Raw genomic sequence first — 13,386 nt, 5'->3', positions numbered from 1 at the left:
GAGACGAATTGAATGGCTTGGGCCTGCCGGGGAGACCCCGTTTCACTAACACGACATGAGTCATCCTCACAATGCGGTGCCCAACGGAATCTGCCGAGGTAAGCCATGACGGATAGCTCCCGGGAGTCGCTAGATCCGTCACGGCTCGTGTTTCTCGTACTGAGTCTCACCCTCGCAGGCATCCACCTCTATCTGGGTGTATTCGCCCCGTTCACCCCGGGCGGGCGCGCCATCCAGTTCACCGTAATCGCGCTCGCTCTCCTCGTCGGTCCGCTGCTCTACTGGACGTCGTACTGGCGCCCCATTCTCTACCTGTTAGGCGCTAGCCTCGCTGTGTACCTGGGTGTCCTCTGGTCGCTTTCGGGGATGGACTACTTTCTCGTCGGTGTTCGCACCGGGATCGTCGCGGTGGGGTTCGTCGCGCTCGGAATCTATCTATTCGTCCGTAGTGAGGCGGCAGCCACGGGCGCGTAGCTCTCCCGCCGGAACCAGTAGGTCCGGTGACTGTACGCCTTCGCTGTGGCTCGCTTCGAGCGCCACACGAAGGCGCTCCGGTCGACGTGGTGTGTGTGCGTCTGGCGGTACGTCGTGTAAACTACTATGCTGTCGTCTACCGAAGTTCGATCCACGAGGATGTACGACCGGATTCTGCTCCCAATCGACGACAGCGAATCGGTGACCGAAATCCACAGGCACGCGGCCGCGCTCGCGCAGGAGACCGGAGCCACCGTACAGGTGTTGTTCGTCGCGGACACGACCCGCAAGAGTACCACCGCGGACGTCGTCGGTGCGCTGGAACGAGAGGGGGAGGGTATCGTCGACGACGTCGCGAGCACGTTCGCGTCGCGGGGTGTCGACTACGGGACCGACGTCGTTCGGGGGAGTCCGGCCGAAACCATCGTGGAGTACGCCGAACGGAACGACTACGAGCTGATCGTGTTGCCGACGCACGCTCGCAGCGGCCTCTCACGGTACCTTCTGGGGAGCGTCACGGAGAAAGTCGTGCGGCTGTCCAGCGTGCCCGTGCTCACGGCGCGGCTGCGAGCCACCGACCGGCTCACGTTCCCCTACGAGCGCGTCCTCGTGCCAACGGACGGGAGCGACGCGGCGCTGCACGCCGCCAGACACGCGCTAGAGCTCGCGGCCTCGCTCGACGCGGCCGTTCACGTCCTCTCGGTCGTCGACGACAGGTCACTGGGGCCCGATATCCGGTCCGTGCTGTCGACGGCGGAACTCGAACAGCCTGCGCGCGACGCCATCGCCGACGTCGCCGGAGTGGCCGAGAGCTACGACGTCCCCGCCGTCCACACGCACGTCGAACACGGCGCGCCTGCGGACACCATCGCGTCGGCCATCGACGACCTCGATACGGACGTCGTCGTGATGGGAACGACTGGCCGCCAGGGGGTCGGGCGGATTCTCCTCGGCAGCGTCGCCGAGCAGACGGTGCGTACGGCGCCAGTCCCCGTGATAACGGTCACTCACGACGAGTGATCGTTCTCGCCTATTGAACCGGCGTCGCCCCTCGGGCCGCGTTCGGCGTCGCGCTACGCCCCTATAACTATACACGGTCAGGTAGTAGTTTCTGGTATGAACTTCGACGAATTCACCGGCGAACTCCAGCATCGCCTCGAGTTCTCCGACACCGGCGAGACCGTGCGCGCGATTCGCGCGACGCTATCGACGCTCGGCCAGCGCATCCCCGAGGGGAACGCCGCCGACCTCGCGGGCTCGCTGCCGATGGAGATCAAGTGGTATCTCACCGGTCCCGTCGACGAGCACGGTCAGCGCTTCGACTGGCAGGAGTTCGTCACCCGGGTCAGCGACATCGAGGGAGCCGACCGTACCGACGCCGCCTACCACGCGCAGGTCGTCGTCGACTTCGTCGAGACCCAGGTGCCGGCGTCGGACTTCCGCCAGCTCCGCGACCAACTCCCCGCGGACGAGAGCTGGGAGAAGCTGTTCGGAGTCGTCGACGCGGGCGGCTGGGGTGACGCCGAAGGAGCGCAGACTGGTGGCAGCCCGCAGGCGAGCGGTGACGAGTAGCGTCGGTCGCGACCGAGTTACGGGCGGCCTGGTTCCGTAGCGCACTCGGGCCGGAGACTCAGGGGTTGGGGGCGTAGAGGGCGTACAAGATGGACAGCATCCCTGCTGCGGTGACGAGCGCCGCGACGAACCCCGCCTGGAATATCGACACCTGGAGGACCTCGAAGAGCACGCCCTCGAGGAGGCCGCCGAGCCCGACTAATGCGAAGCCGACCGCGACGTACAGCAGTAACTGGGTGTGGTGTCGTCGGTATCCGCGGTAGGCCTGATAGGCGACGACCAGTGCCAGCGCGGTCGTGAACAGTTTGCCGATGACGAATAGCGTGTGTTCCATGAGTCAGTCCCCCCGCATCTCCTCGAAGATAGTCGTGATCCGGTCGGCGGGGTCCGCCCGGACGTCGATCTGGACGTCGAAGCCCCCTGCCTCGAGGCGGACTTCGACGCGTTCGAGGCACGCCTCGTACTCGCTGTAATGCCGTCCGCCGGGATCGACGTGCGTGTACTCCTCGAGGAACCCCTGCTCGACGAGGCGGGTGACACGGCGCGAGACGGTCGGGCGTGACATGTCACATTCCTCGCTGAGTTCCTTCGCGGACAGTCGGTCGGTCTTCGTCGCCACGAGGATGTCGCGGGCGTACTCGTCGTCGAGGGTGGCGAAGATCTCCGACGGGTCGGACTCCTCGGTCACACGCCAGTACTCGCGCAGGCGGGGTAATATAGCCCCCCGGTTTTCCCACCCAGAACAGCGACTCACTACTATATCGTCGCTACCCGCCTACTGTTAGTTGAAGGTGCAATAACTATGTCCACACTCGATTCAGGCATGAACCAGCTCGAGAGCAGAGTCGGCGGACTGACCGTCGGCGGGAAAGTCCACAGCCTCAGCGCGTGGTTCGTGCTCGCGCTCCGTCTCATGATGGGGTACGCGTTCGCGTACTCCGGGTTCACGAAGATCACCGGCGAGTTCGGCGCCGGCGGCTACCTCTCGAACGTCGCGGCGACGAACGGCAACCCGCTCGCGGGCGTGTTCGCGTGGATGGGGTCGACGCCGTGGTTCGTCGAGTTCGCGAACGTCGCCGTGCCGTGGGGCGAGCTGTTCATCGGTCTGGGCCTGCTCGTCGGCGCGCTCGTCCGCCTCGCGGCGTTCTTCGGCGCGCTCATGATGCTCATGTTCTACTTCGGGAACTGGGACGTGAGTCACGGGTTCATCAACGGGGACTTCGCGTACATGCTCGTGTTCCTCGCGGTCGCCGCGTTCGCCGCGGGCCGCATCCTCGGGCTCGACCAGTACATCGAACAGTACGAGGTCGGCGGCGAAGCGCTCGTCGAGCGCTACCCCGTCCTCGAATACGTCCTCGGCTGAACGCCGAGGCACCGCCCCTCCCGCATACCCATGACTAACCTACTTCGTACACGCGGTCTCGGCCCCCTCGTCCTCGTTGCCGTCGGAGCGCTCGCGCTCGCGACCGTCGCCGGCGTCGCCCTGACGCACGGGGCGATGCCGGGAAGGGGGATGTGGCACGCCGGCGGTACGTGGACCGACGGCCACATGTCCGGGTGGGGCCTACCAGGCTGGGGGATGCTGTTCTTCGGGCTCCTCTGGATGACTGTTCTCCTCGCGATTCCTGCCTATCTCGTCTACCGGCTGGCGACGCGCTCTGCTGGCGGGAGCCGTAGCGAGGACGGCGCACTCGCCGTCCTCCGGGAGCAGTACGCCCGCGGCGAGGTCGACGACGAAGAGTTCGAACGCCGGCGCTCGCGGCTCGCGGACGACGAGAGCCGCTGACCCCGCTTCGCTACTCGCTGACTTCCGTTTTCACGACAGTCGCCGGCCGGGTCGTCAGCCGGAGGACGCGGTCGGTGACGCTCCCGAGGAGCGCCCGGTACTCGTCCGGCCGCCGCTTGGTGCCGAGTACGAGCAGGTCCGCGTCCTGCTCGTCGGCGACTTCGACGATCGCCTCCGCGGGCTGACCGTGCTGTATCGCCGTCTCGACGTCGATGCCCTGTTCCGACGCGCGCTCGCGGAGTTCCGCGAGCGTCTCCTCGCCGTGTTCTTCGAGGCCGTGCTCGGGCCCCTCGGCTTCGTCGACGTACTCGTCGCCGCTGTACGCGGTCACGACGTCCTCGTCGACGACGTAGAGGACGTGCAGGACAGCGCCGTGGGCGTTCGCGAGGTCGATGGCGTGCGATTCGGCCTGTTCGGACGCGACTGTGCCGTCGGTCGAGAGCAGAATCTTGTCGTACATTCGACTTGACGTCGCGAGCCCTCCCCAATAAAACCGCCCTCTGATTACCACCGGGCAGGATGCAGGCGGATCACGGCCACCGAGTGAACGACGGCGTCCGCCGTGCGGTGCACGTGGAGCGACTGCCGCTCAGTGGTCGTGGTCGTCCATCACCATCGGGTGTCCGGTGGCGTACTCGTCGGGGTCTTCCTCGAAGGTCTCCTTGCAGGTCTGCGAGCAGAAGTAGTACGTCTCGCCGTCGTGTGTCGCCGCCGGCTCGCTGTCGTCGGTCCGCATGCCACAGACGGGGTCGCGGTACTGGCCGGGCGCGCCGAGGCCGCGGCGGTACACGTACAGGAGGAACCCGGAGACCGCGAAGGCGATAATATTGAGGTAGAACGTGTAGTTGAGCTCGAAGTACGTCTGCTCGGTCGCCGTCTCGCCGCCGGCCAGGTCCGGGACGATGCCGAGCGCGTCGAACAGCAGCTCCATGAGGAAGCCGGTGAACGCCATCGTCACGAAGAAGACGCCGAGGATGTACAGCATGATCTTCCAGCCGTAGTACTTCCGGTAGACGTTCAACACGGGAATCGTGATGAGGTCGGCGTAGACGAACGCGATGACGCCCGCGAAGCTGATGCCGCCGCCCCAGAGCGCGACGGCGAACGGGACGTTGCCCATGCTCCCGACGAAACTGAGGACGGCGATAGCGACGCCCATGACCGCGTTCTCTGCGGTCACGAGCAAGCCGTCCCCCTGGACGAACAGCGTGTTCCAGACCCACTGCGGGACGAAGACGATGACGAACCCCGAGATCAGGAAGCCCGCGACGACGTCCGTCCAGATCATCGACCACTCCTTGCGGTACTGGTTCCCGACCTTGTACCAGCCGCCCCACGACAGCAACTCCTCGCGCCACCCGCCGCTACTCGACGTCTCCTGGCGGTAGGTCTCCATACAGCCCTCCGAGCAGAATTTCAGCGTCTCGCCGCCGTCGGTCGTGAGCGTGTACTCGTCTTTCCCCTCCATCCCGCAGGTCGGATCCTCGCTGACACCCGACTCGCGGTCGCGCTCGTTCATGGCCTCCCGGACCTCGTCGAAGAGGGTCTCGGGGAGCGTCAGGTGGACGATGACCGCCATCACGGCGATGAGGACGAGGCCGCCGAGTAACTCGGCGACGAGGAACTCCCAGCCCAGCAGGATCAGGATCATCAGCCCGAGTTCGACGATGAGATTCGTCGACGCGAACATGAACGCGAGGAAGTTCACCGCGTGTGCGCCCTTCTTGAACAACCCCTTCGCGATGGCGACGGCCCCGAAACTACAGCCGCTGCTCGCCGCGCCGAACGCGGTCGCCTTGACGAGTCCGTTCAGGTCGCCGTCGCCCAGCACCTGTGCCATCCGCTCCTTCGAGACGTAGACCTGGACGAGACTCGTGACCGTGAGTCCCATGATGATCGCCCACGCCGCCGTCCAGAGGAACCCGAACCCGATGCGGAGGGATTCGAGAACGCCGTCGAGTATCGCCACCTGCATAGTTGTATCATTGCAGGGGTCGTCTATTGCAGTTCCCCCTAGAAGATGCCCACTATCGGGACGGCAGTAATTCGGGATTCTAAGCTCGCCACCGGGAGAGGGCTAGTAGAACGAGCGAGGAATCCAGCAAACCGCCACACGCTCCGTGAGCCACCGTTCCGATTCGTAAGGGAAATCGCATTCAATCACGCCAAACTACTGTAATCTGATGGGCGGTAGCGAGACCCGAGAGAGTCGAACGAGTCGATCCCTTCTGAGAGGGGGTCGAAGGACAGTCCGCACATCCATCAGCGCGACACACGGAACAGCCGGTCGGACAGCGCACGCTTTGAGGAGACGAACCAGTCCCGGATTCGGACACGCCCCTCGGAGTGGTTGAATAGTAAATGGGGGACGTTTTGCGTGTGTAGTAAGTAGTTGATGTATCAACGCCCCACGCGTGCCGTTTCGTGTTCTGTGACCAGTGCTGGCCACTCCACCCATGAATCCTCACTCGAACTGTGTCCTCGACTCGTCCGCGATCGTCGCTGTCGGCGACACAGCGTGGATAACCGCGTACGCCGACGCGCTCCGAGAACAGTCCGACGCGACCGTTCATCGCGTCTCGACAGCAGCGACGGCCCGAGAGACGCTCGGACAGACAGCTATCGATTGCGTCGTTACCGATCACACCCTCCCCGAGACGACGGGGGTCGCTCTCGTTCGCGACGTTCGAGCCACGACCGAAACGCTCCCGGTTATTCTGGGGACGGCCGACGGAAGCGAGACGATCGCTAGTACAGCTATCGAAGCCGGCGTTACCGACTACATCGCCGTTACTGACCCGTTAGACGACACCGTCACCGACGCCCTGCAGCGAACCGAGCAGGCACTACGAGACGCCCAACGGTCGATGACACAGCGCGAACGCGCACGACAGTTCGACGCCACGTTCCACGACACTCGATCCGCAACCTGGGTGCTCGACCCTGACGGCGCGCTCAAACGCGTGAACCAGACCGCCCGCGACATGATCGACGTGGATGCCGACGTCGTCGTCGGCGACCCCTTCTGGACGCTTCCCTGGTGGCCCGACGAGAACCAGACGAGCGCTGACATCCGTCGCCTCGTCGAAACGGCGAGCCGCGGCGAGTTCGGACGCGCCGTCGTCACGCGGGGTGCCGTGGCTGGGGAGCGAGTGCTGGAACTCTCGGTACAGCCGGTCGCTGACGAACGCGGCGACCTCGTCTCGATTATCGTCGACAGCGTCGATATCACCGACCGTGTCGACCTCGAACGGGAGCTCCGGCAGTCCGAGGAACTCCACCGCGTCACGCTCAACAACATGACCGACACCGTCCTCATGACCGACGAGGACGGCGAGTACACGTACGTCTGCCCGAACGTCCACTTCATCTTCGGGTACACCGCCGAGGAGATCAGGGAGCTCGGGACGATCGAGGCCCTGCTCGGCGACGACCTCTTCGACCGCGAGGACCTCGCCGAAGACGGCGTCCTGAAGAACATCGAGACCACGGCCACGGACAAAGCCGGCCGGGAACACACGCTGCTGGTGAACGTGCGCGAAGTCTCGATTCAGGACGGGACGCTGCTGTACAGCTGTCGTGACATCACGAAGCGCAAGCAGCGCGAACGGGCACTCGCGACGCTGCAGGAGACCGCTCGGGACTTCCTGTACGCTGAGACTCACCGGGAGATTGCCCAGCACGTCGTCGACGACGCTCCCGACGTTCTCGACCTCGACGCGAGTGCCGTCTACCTCTTCGATGCCGACGACAACCACCTCCAGCCGGCCGCCTACTCACAGGTGATGCGGGACGCCCACGGCCCCCTTCCGGATGTCCACGCGGACGGCCGCGACCTCACCAGTCACAGCTTCGTGGAAAACGAACCGCTATTCTTCGAGGACGTCCACGACGCTGACCGGCTCACCAATCCGGCGACCGGCCTCCGGAGTGCCGCGTACATTCCACTCGGGAACCACGGCGTCTTCGTTGCGGGGTCGACCGACGTCGACGCCTTCGACGAGGTGACGCGGGAGCTCGCTGACCTCCTCGCGGCGACGGCGGAGGCGGCGCTGGACCGCGTCGACCGGGAGTCCCAGCTCCGCGAGCAGGACCGCGAACTCCAGCGACAGAACGACCAGCTCACCACGCTCAACCAGATCAACGAGACCATCCGCGAGATCGACCAGGCGATCGTCCAGTCGGAGACTCGCGAAGAGATCGACCACACGGTCTGCGAACGGCTGACTGCCGACGGGCGCTTCCAGTTCGCCTGGATCGGCACTCCCGATAGCACGACGGAGACACTCCTCCCGCAGGCGTGGGCGGGGACGGACCACGGCTACCTCGATACGCAATCCTTCCCGGTCGCCGCCGAGGGTGTCGAACCGGCAGGGCGAACTGCGGCGTCGGGCGAGGTGACGCTCGTCTCGAACGTCGCAGCCGACCTCCGGGCGGCCTCGTGGCGCAAGGACGCGATTTCGCGCGACCTGCTGTCCGTGTTGAGCATCCCGCTCGTGTACAACGACCTCTCGTACGGCGTCCTGACGGTGTACGCGGAGACGCCGGACGCCTTCGACGAAACGATCCAGACAGTGCTCGCGGAGCTCGGTGAGACCATCGCCTCCGCCATTAGCGCCAGCGAGCGCAAGCGCGCGCTGCTCACGACGTCGATGACCCGCGTCGAGTACACGGTCACTGACCCGTCGTTCGTGCTCGCGCAACTGGCTCACGCCGCCGACTGCACGGTCACCTACGAGGGCGGCGTCCAGCAGACTGCCAGCGGGAACTACGTGTTCGTCACCGTCGAGGGCGCACCGCTCGACGCGGTCGTCGAGACGGCGGCTGACCTCCGTGTGGTCGAGAACGTCCAGCGAATCCGAGGTGGTGACACCGGCGGTGTGCTGCGGCTCCAGTTGACTGAGCCGTTTCTCGCGACGGAACTGGCCGACCACGGCGCCGTCCTCCAGAGTGCGACGGCATCGCCGGTGGAAACGGAACTCGTCATCGATGTCCCCGGGGGAGGCGAGGCGCGGAGCGTCACGCAGTTCGTCACCCAGCGCTTCGACGACGTCGAGCTGGCGTCGAAGCAGACGCGCGAACAGGCGTCCGAACACGGATTCTACGCGTCAGTGCTCGATAGCCTGACCGACAGACAACTCGAGGTCCTGGAGACGGCGTACTACAGTGGGTTCTTCGAGTCGCCGCGGACGGTGACCGGTGAAGCCGTCGCGGAGTCGCTGGACATCTCACCACAGGCGTTCTACCAGCACATCCGAACCGTCCAACGGAAGCTATTCGCGGCGCTGATCGACGACCACGTGCCGGTGGTCACTCGACGGGCGGACTGACTCTCGCTCGAAGTGCGTTAGCAGGTGTTCGTCCGTACCAGTAGTCGCCAGTCCGGTTTCTCTACTCCCGGGTTCGTGTGAACCCTCGTCCCGCTCCTTGTCCGGAGTCTACGAAACTGACGAGACACTCCGCAAGCCGGAAGCGGCACTCGGTGACCTGACCGGCCAAAGAGTGCGTTTGGGGCGTCAGCGTTGGCTACAGCCGACTCTGAGACGATAATATAATTTGTTCGCCACTCTCGGGTCGGTATCCAGCGGCCAGAGTTAACCAACTCCCGAGCGTAGCACACCGATATGGTTGAGACGCACGAGAACACGATTATCCACCGGGAACTAGACACCGACAGGGAGAACCCCGGCGTCGCGGTCGCCGAAGCCGTGGCGGACATCGAGAACCGGGACGCCGACGAGTTGCCGACGATATGTGCATCGACGGGATGCTCGCGGAGCTGTACTCGGATCCGCCAGCACCAGAGGCCCAGATAGGAGTCGAGTTCACGTACGCCGGCTACCGCATCACCGTCGAGCAGAGCGGAGCGGCGAAGTTCGTCCAGGTCACGTGACCACGCTCGGTCGTGCTACAGACGGCGGCAGCGTCTTCACACTCGATTTGGACGAGGCCTCGATCGACTCGAATCTCGACGCGCCGACGGTCGTTCGAGTCCCAGCCTCCCCCCGAATGAGGACTCGCGCTAGCGGCGATTGAGACTCCTCAGAGGACGGGTCCCTGTAATGCCTGAATAGTAAACCACCCTCAGCGTCTCGTGGTTCGGTACTCAACTACCGAATATTCCCTTATATCCTCATTATGCCTGTGTAGAGTACCCCGCAGAGCGCTGTCGGGCCGCTCGCTAATACATGAGGGACGTCAACCAGAATTCGACCGAGGAATCGCCGTACGAGTGCTTCGAGTGCGGGAACGTCGTGCTCGCGGAGGACAACCCGGGTCAGTGCCCGGACTGCGGTGGGGACATGCGAAACCGACGTACACCGATCGAGTGATAATGGCCTCGACATCGACTTCCCACGACGACCCGCCCGAAGAATCGAGCGAGCCGGAGTCCGCGCTGCAGACCGCGCGTCGACAGCTCCAGCACGCTGCCGACCACCTCGATATCGACCCGAACATCGTCGAGCGACTCAAACACCCCAAGAAAGTCCACGAAGTCACCGTTCCGATCGAACGCGAGAACGGGGACGTCGAGGTCTACACCGGGTATCGCGCCCAACACGACAGCGTCCGCGGCCCGTTCAAAGGCGGGCTCCGGTACCATCCCGATGTAACGCGTGAGGAGTGCGTCGGCCTCGGGATGTGGATGACGTGGAAGTGCGCCGTGATGGACATCCCCTTCGGCGGCGCGAAAGGCGGCATCGCCGTCAACCCCAAGGACCTCACCGAGGACGAGAAAGAACAGTTGACGCGACGGTTCGCCGACGAAATCCGGTCCGTCATCGGACCGACGACGGATATTCCGGCTCCCGACATGGGGACGGACCCGCAGACGATGGCGTGGCTGATGGACGCCTACTCGATGCAGGAAGGCGAAACGGTTCCCGGAGTCGTCACCGGGAAGCCACCCATCGTCGGCGGCAGCAAAGGCCGGGACGCGGCCCCGGGCCGGAGCGTCGCGATCATCGCCCGCGAAGCGATCGACTACTACGACAAGGACATCAGAGAGACCTCGGTTGCGGTGCAGGGCTTCGGGAGCGTCGGCTCGAACGCGGCGAAACTACTCGACGACTGGGGCGCGAACGTCGTCGCCGTGAGTGACGTCAACGGCGGCATCTACGACCCGAACGGCCTCGATACGCACGCGATCCCCTCTCACCACGAGGAACCGGAGGCAGTGATGACTCACGAGGCGCCGGAGACGGTGACCAACGACGAGTTACTGGAGCTCGACGTCGATGTGGTGATTCCGGCGGCGATCGGAAACGTTCTCACGGAAGCTAACGCGGACGACGTCGCTGCCGATATCGTCATCGAGGGCGCCAACGGACCGACGACGAGCGCGGCGAGCGCGACTTTCGCCGAACGAGGCGTCCCGGTAATTCCGGACATTCTGGCCAACGCTGGCGGCGTGACGGTGAGTTACTTCGAGTGGCTCCAGGACATCAATCGTCGCGCGTGGTCGCTCGAACGCGTCAACAACGAGCTGGAAACGGAGATGCTGGCGGCCTGGCAGGACGTCCAAGCTGAATTCGAGACACGCGACGTGACGTGGCGCGACGCGGCGTACATCGTGGCGCTCTCACGGATCGCGGAAGCCCACGATACCCGTGGGCTCTGGCCCTAACTCCGCAGTCCCGGCTACTCTCGGCGCAGTGCTAATTTCTGGACGGTCGGGAGGTGCCAGTCGTAGGTTACGGCGACTAACCGTGTGCCGACAGTCACGACCGCACATCCCGCGGCAGCGGTGCTGCCACTCGCACCGACCGTTCCCGCTACCCAGTATACGGCTCCGCCGAGGACGGCGCAGCTCGCGTAGAAATCCTCGAAGAGGATGAACGGCGCTCTGTCGAGGAGGATGTCCGCGAACGCGCCGCCGCCGACGGCGTTGATCGTCGCAACTGCAACGACACCGAACGCCGAGACGCCCGCTTCGGTGGCGACGATCGCGCCGGTCGTCGCGAAGGCGGCGAGGCCGATCGCGTCCGCGACGAGCGTGACTGGGTGTGTGTCGGGCGATTCCAACACGACGCTCAGTGCGATTGCTAATCCGACGCCGAGTAACCCCAGCGCGATCTCGATCGGGGACTGGAGTACTAACGGCACGCGAGTGACGAGCAGATCGCGGGTGGCACCGCCGACGAACGCCATCGCTAGCCCGACGATGGCGATGCCGAACACGTCGAACTCCTCACGGATAGCCTTCGACGACCCGACGAGCGCGAACGCAACGAGCCCGATCGTATTCATCACCGCGAACGGGTCGCCGAAGAGAACCGCAACGACGTCCTGGCTCACTGCGCTCCCCTACGAGAGCGAGAATCTTGAGTGCTACGTACCAGTGTACCCGGCGCTGCGCGAGCGGTTCGGACGTCAGTGCGGCGAACGTCCCGGACTCGAGTGTCTCTCTGTCTGCCGTACGGACACTAGTTATTGGGCGGTTGCCGTCACCAGAAACGTTTCTGGCCGCACCGCTTCGAATTCGACTGTGAACCCGTGCTGACGGAGTGCGCTCACCGTCTCGGTGACGGAGAACCGTTCGTCGACGGGTGGACCGTGGTCCCCACTTCCGGAGGCTGCCCAGTCGACGATGACGAGCGTTCCCTGTGACGCGAGCACGCGACTGAGTTCGCTCAACGCGGAATCGCTCGCGAACTCGTGGTAGGTCATCGTCGAGAACGCAGCGTCGAGACTGCCAGTATCGAGTGGGAGGTCGTCGACGCCACTCGTCACGAGGTCGACGTTCTCGGGGACGCCTTTCTCCCGGTAGTAGTCGTGCATCGCCTCCTGGATGTCGACGGCGTACACGTGGTCGACGGCCGGTGCGACGTCGTCGGTGTAGAACCCGGTCCCGCTCCCGAGGTCCGCCACTGTTTCGTCGCCGTCTGGTGACAGCGCCCAGAGCAGTTCCTCCGCGGAGAGGAACCGGTACCGCCGCTGTGCCTCTTCGAGTTTGTCGGCGCGGTCGGCGTCGAAGGTGTGATGCCCCATGTCAGAGGTTCGCGAACGCCTCGTCGACGAGTTCGCCGGTCTGGGCGACGATGTCTGCCATCTCTTCGTCGTCGGGCGCCATCCCGACCAGGCGGGCGATGCGCATGATGGAGACGTGATAGACGACCTGCTTGCCGGGCTCCTCCTCCCAGATGACGACGTTACAGGCCATCAGAGCACCGAGTTTGTTGTCGGTCGCGTCGAGCGCGCGGTCGGCGACCTCGGGGTTGCACGCGCCGAGCACGTAGTAGGGGTCGCGGCCCGCGTCGACCTTCTCGTTGAGCATCTCGGAGGGGGAGAACTCGACGGGGACGCCGAACCCGGCGTCGGTGAACACGTCGCGGACGTGTTCGATGGCGTCTTCGTGGCTCATCTCGAGGGTCGCCTGTTCTTCGCCGATGTCTGCAGGGTCGATCTGGCTCGGGTCGATCGGGAGCGTCATTCGTGCACTATCTTGGGCCTTCGGGACAAAATCTCTTCGGGTATCCGATAGAGAGAGCGCAGTATCTGGTGGTAGAATCGGCCCGGCCCCTTCTCGGCCGGGTCGGTATTGTGGTGTTCGG

General features: G+C 64.7%; 15 protein-coding genes and 1 pseudogene. 9 read left to right on the top strand and 7 right to left on the bottom strand.

Annotated elements, in window-relative coordinates:
* Window positions 1–105: 105 nt before the first annotated feature.
* The 3 genes from G9C83_RS13995 (at window position 106) to G9C83_RS13985 (ending at window position 2,046) form a co-directional block, all read left to right on the top strand.
* A complete protein-coding gene (locus tag G9C83_RS13995) occupies window positions 106–474 on the top strand; it encodes a hypothetical protein (protein ID WP_167246937.1) in 369 nt (122 codons plus the stop codon).
* 159 nt (window positions 475–633) lie between these two features.
* The gene (locus G9C83_RS13990) at window positions 634–1,494 is read left to right on the top strand and encodes a universal stress protein (RefSeq protein WP_167246935.1); all 861 of its coding nucleotides are present in this window, start codon (window positions 634–636) and stop codon (window positions 1,492–1,494) included.
* Between the two features lie 96 nt (window positions 1,495–1,590).
* Window positions 1,591–2,046, top strand: a complete 456-nt coding sequence (locus tag G9C83_RS13985) for a DUF2267 domain-containing protein (RefSeq protein ID WP_167246933.1) — start codon at window positions 1,591–1,593, stop codon at window positions 2,044–2,046.
* A 58-nt stretch (window positions 2,047–2,104) separates the two neighbouring features.
* On the opposite strand, the gene G9C83_RS13980 is transcribed toward G9C83_RS13985, so the two are convergent.
* On the bottom strand, window positions 2,105–2,380 hold the full coding sequence (locus tag G9C83_RS13980) for a hypothetical protein (protein ID WP_167246931.1): 276 nt from the start codon (window positions 2,378–2,380) through the stop codon (window positions 2,105–2,107).
* Window positions 2,381–2,383: 3 nt separating this feature from the next.
* Window positions 2,384–2,734, bottom strand: a complete 351-nt coding sequence (locus G9C83_RS13975) for a winged helix-turn-helix domain-containing protein (protein WP_167246929.1) — start codon at window positions 2,732–2,734, stop codon at window positions 2,384–2,386.
* Between the two features lie 114 nt (window positions 2,735–2,848).
* Between G9C83_RS13975 and G9C83_RS13970 the strand changes: the two genes are divergently transcribed.
* Both G9C83_RS13970 and G9C83_RS13965 read left to right on the top strand, forming a co-directional pair.
* The gene (locus G9C83_RS13970; protein WP_167246927.1) at window positions 2,849–3,409 is read left to right on the top strand and encodes a DoxX family protein; all 561 of its coding nucleotides are present in this window, start codon (window positions 2,849–2,851) and stop codon (window positions 3,407–3,409) included.
* Between the two features lie 30 nt (window positions 3,410–3,439).
* Entirely contained in the window at window positions 3,440–3,832 is a 393-nt protein-coding gene (locus G9C83_RS13965; RefSeq protein WP_167246925.1) for an SHOCT domain-containing protein, read from the top strand.
* Between the two features lie 10 nt (window positions 3,833–3,842).
* Here G9C83_RS13965 and G9C83_RS13960 read toward each other — a convergent pair whose 3' ends face one another.
* Together G9C83_RS13960 and G9C83_RS13955 are read right to left on the bottom strand one after the other, a co-directional pair.
* On the bottom strand, window positions 3,843–4,292 hold the full coding sequence (locus G9C83_RS13960) for a universal stress protein (protein ID WP_167246923.1): 450 nt from the start codon (window positions 4,290–4,292) through the stop codon (window positions 3,843–3,845).
* 129 nt (window positions 4,293–4,421) lie between these two features.
* Window positions 4,422–5,807: a permease gene (locus G9C83_RS13955; protein WP_167246921.1), complete on the bottom strand. Its 1,386-nt coding sequence runs from the start codon at window positions 5,805–5,807 to the stop codon at window positions 4,422–4,424.
* Between the two features lie 481 nt (window positions 5,808–6,288).
* On the opposite strand from G9C83_RS13955, the gene G9C83_RS13950 reads away from it, so the two are divergent.
* The 4 genes and pseudogenes from G9C83_RS13950 (at window position 6,289) to gdhB (ending at window position 11,459) form a co-directional block, all read left to right on the top strand.
* A complete protein-coding gene (locus tag G9C83_RS13950; protein WP_167246919.1) occupies window positions 6,289–9,162 on the top strand; it encodes a bacterio-opsin activator domain-containing protein in 2,874 nt (957 codons plus the stop codon).
* A gap of 294 nt (window positions 9,163–9,456) precedes the next feature.
* Window positions 9,457–9,725, top strand: a pseudogene (locus tag G9C83_RS16300) (HalOD1 output domain-containing protein).
* A gap of 295 nt (window positions 9,726–10,020) precedes the next feature.
* On the top strand, window positions 10,021–10,164 hold the full coding sequence (locus G9C83_RS13940) for a rubrerythrin-like domain-containing protein (protein WP_167246917.1): 144 nt from the start codon (window positions 10,021–10,023) through the stop codon (window positions 10,162–10,164).
* Between the two features lie 2 nt (window positions 10,165–10,166).
* Window positions 10,167–11,459 (top strand): glutamate dehydrogenase GdhB, encoded by a 1,293-nt coding sequence (gene gdhB / locus G9C83_RS13935; protein WP_167246915.1) that lies wholly within the window; start codon window positions 10,167–10,169, stop codon window positions 11,457–11,459.
* 14 nt (window positions 11,460–11,473) lie between these two features.
* On the opposite strand, the gene G9C83_RS13930 is transcribed toward gdhB, so the two are convergent.
* The 3 genes from G9C83_RS13930 to G9C83_RS13920 all read right to left on the bottom strand — a co-directional run bounded on the left by G9C83_RS13930 (window position 11,474) and on the right by G9C83_RS13920 (window position 13,265).
* Window positions 11,474–12,130, bottom strand: a complete 657-nt coding sequence (locus G9C83_RS13930; protein WP_167246913.1) for a TRIC cation channel family protein — start codon at window positions 12,128–12,130, stop codon at window positions 11,474–11,476.
* Window positions 12,131–12,262: 132 nt separating this feature from the next.
* Window positions 12,263–12,823 (bottom strand): class I SAM-dependent methyltransferase, encoded by a 561-nt coding sequence (locus G9C83_RS13925; RefSeq protein ID WP_167246911.1) that lies wholly within the window; start codon window positions 12,821–12,823, stop codon window positions 12,263–12,265.
* Window position 12,824: 1 nt separating this feature from the next.
* A complete protein-coding gene (locus G9C83_RS13920) occupies window positions 12,825–13,265 on the bottom strand; it encodes a DUF302 domain-containing protein (protein WP_167246909.1) in 441 nt (146 codons plus the stop codon).
* Between the last annotated feature and the right edge of the window lie 121 nt (window positions 13,266–13,386).

It is taken from the genome of Halobacterium sp. R2-5, assembly GCF_011734195.1.
GTDB lineage: Archaea > Halobacteriota > Halobacteria > Halobacteriales > Halobacteriaceae > Halobacterium.
This window is presented reverse-complemented; position numbering and strand designations above follow the sequence as displayed.

Bases quoted from the DNA above. Each gene is read 5' to 3' on its own strand.
- G9C83_RS13955 (WP_167246921.1), bottom strand. From the start codon at position 5,807: ATGCAGGTGGCGATACTCGACGGCGTTCTCGAATCCCTCCGCATCGGG.
- G9C83_RS13920 (WP_167246909.1), bottom strand. From the start codon at position 13,265: ATGACGCTCCCGATCGACCCGAGCCAGATCGACCCTGCAGACATCGGC.
- gdhB (WP_167246915.1), top strand. From the start codon at position 10,167: ATGGCCTCGACATCGACTTCCCACGACGACCCGCCCGAAGAATCGAGC.
- G9C83_RS13925 (WP_167246911.1), bottom strand. From the start codon at position 12,823: ATGGGGCATCACACCTTCGACGCCGACCGCGCCGACAAACTCGAAGAG.
- G9C83_RS13950 (WP_167246919.1), top strand. From the start codon at position 6,289: ATGAATCCTCACTCGAACTGTGTCCTCGACTCGTCCGCGATCGTCGCT.
- G9C83_RS13990 (WP_167246935.1), top strand. From the start codon at position 634: ATGTACGACCGGATTCTGCTCCCAATCGACGACAGCGAATCGGTGACC.
- G9C83_RS13960 (WP_167246923.1), bottom strand. From the start codon at position 4,292: ATGTACGACAAGATTCTGCTCTCGACCGACGGCACAGTCGCGTCCGAA.
- G9C83_RS13980 (WP_167246931.1), bottom strand. From the start codon at position 2,380: ATGGAACACACGCTATTCGTCATCGGCAAACTGTTCACGACCGCGCTG.
- G9C83_RS13995 (WP_167246937.1), top strand. From the start codon at position 106: ATGACGGATAGCTCCCGGGAGTCGCTAGATCCGTCACGGCTCGTGTTT.
- G9C83_RS13940 (WP_167246917.1), top strand. From the start codon at position 10,021: ATGAGGGACGTCAACCAGAATTCGACCGAGGAATCGCCGTACGAGTGC.
- G9C83_RS13965 (WP_167246925.1), top strand. From the start codon at position 3,440: ATGACTAACCTACTTCGTACACGCGGTCTCGGCCCCCTCGTCCTCGTT.
- G9C83_RS13970 (WP_167246927.1), top strand. From the start codon at position 2,849: ATGTCCACACTCGATTCAGGCATGAACCAGCTCGAGAGCAGAGTCGGC.
- G9C83_RS13985 (WP_167246933.1), top strand. From the start codon at position 1,591: ATGAACTTCGACGAATTCACCGGCGAACTCCAGCATCGCCTCGAGTTC.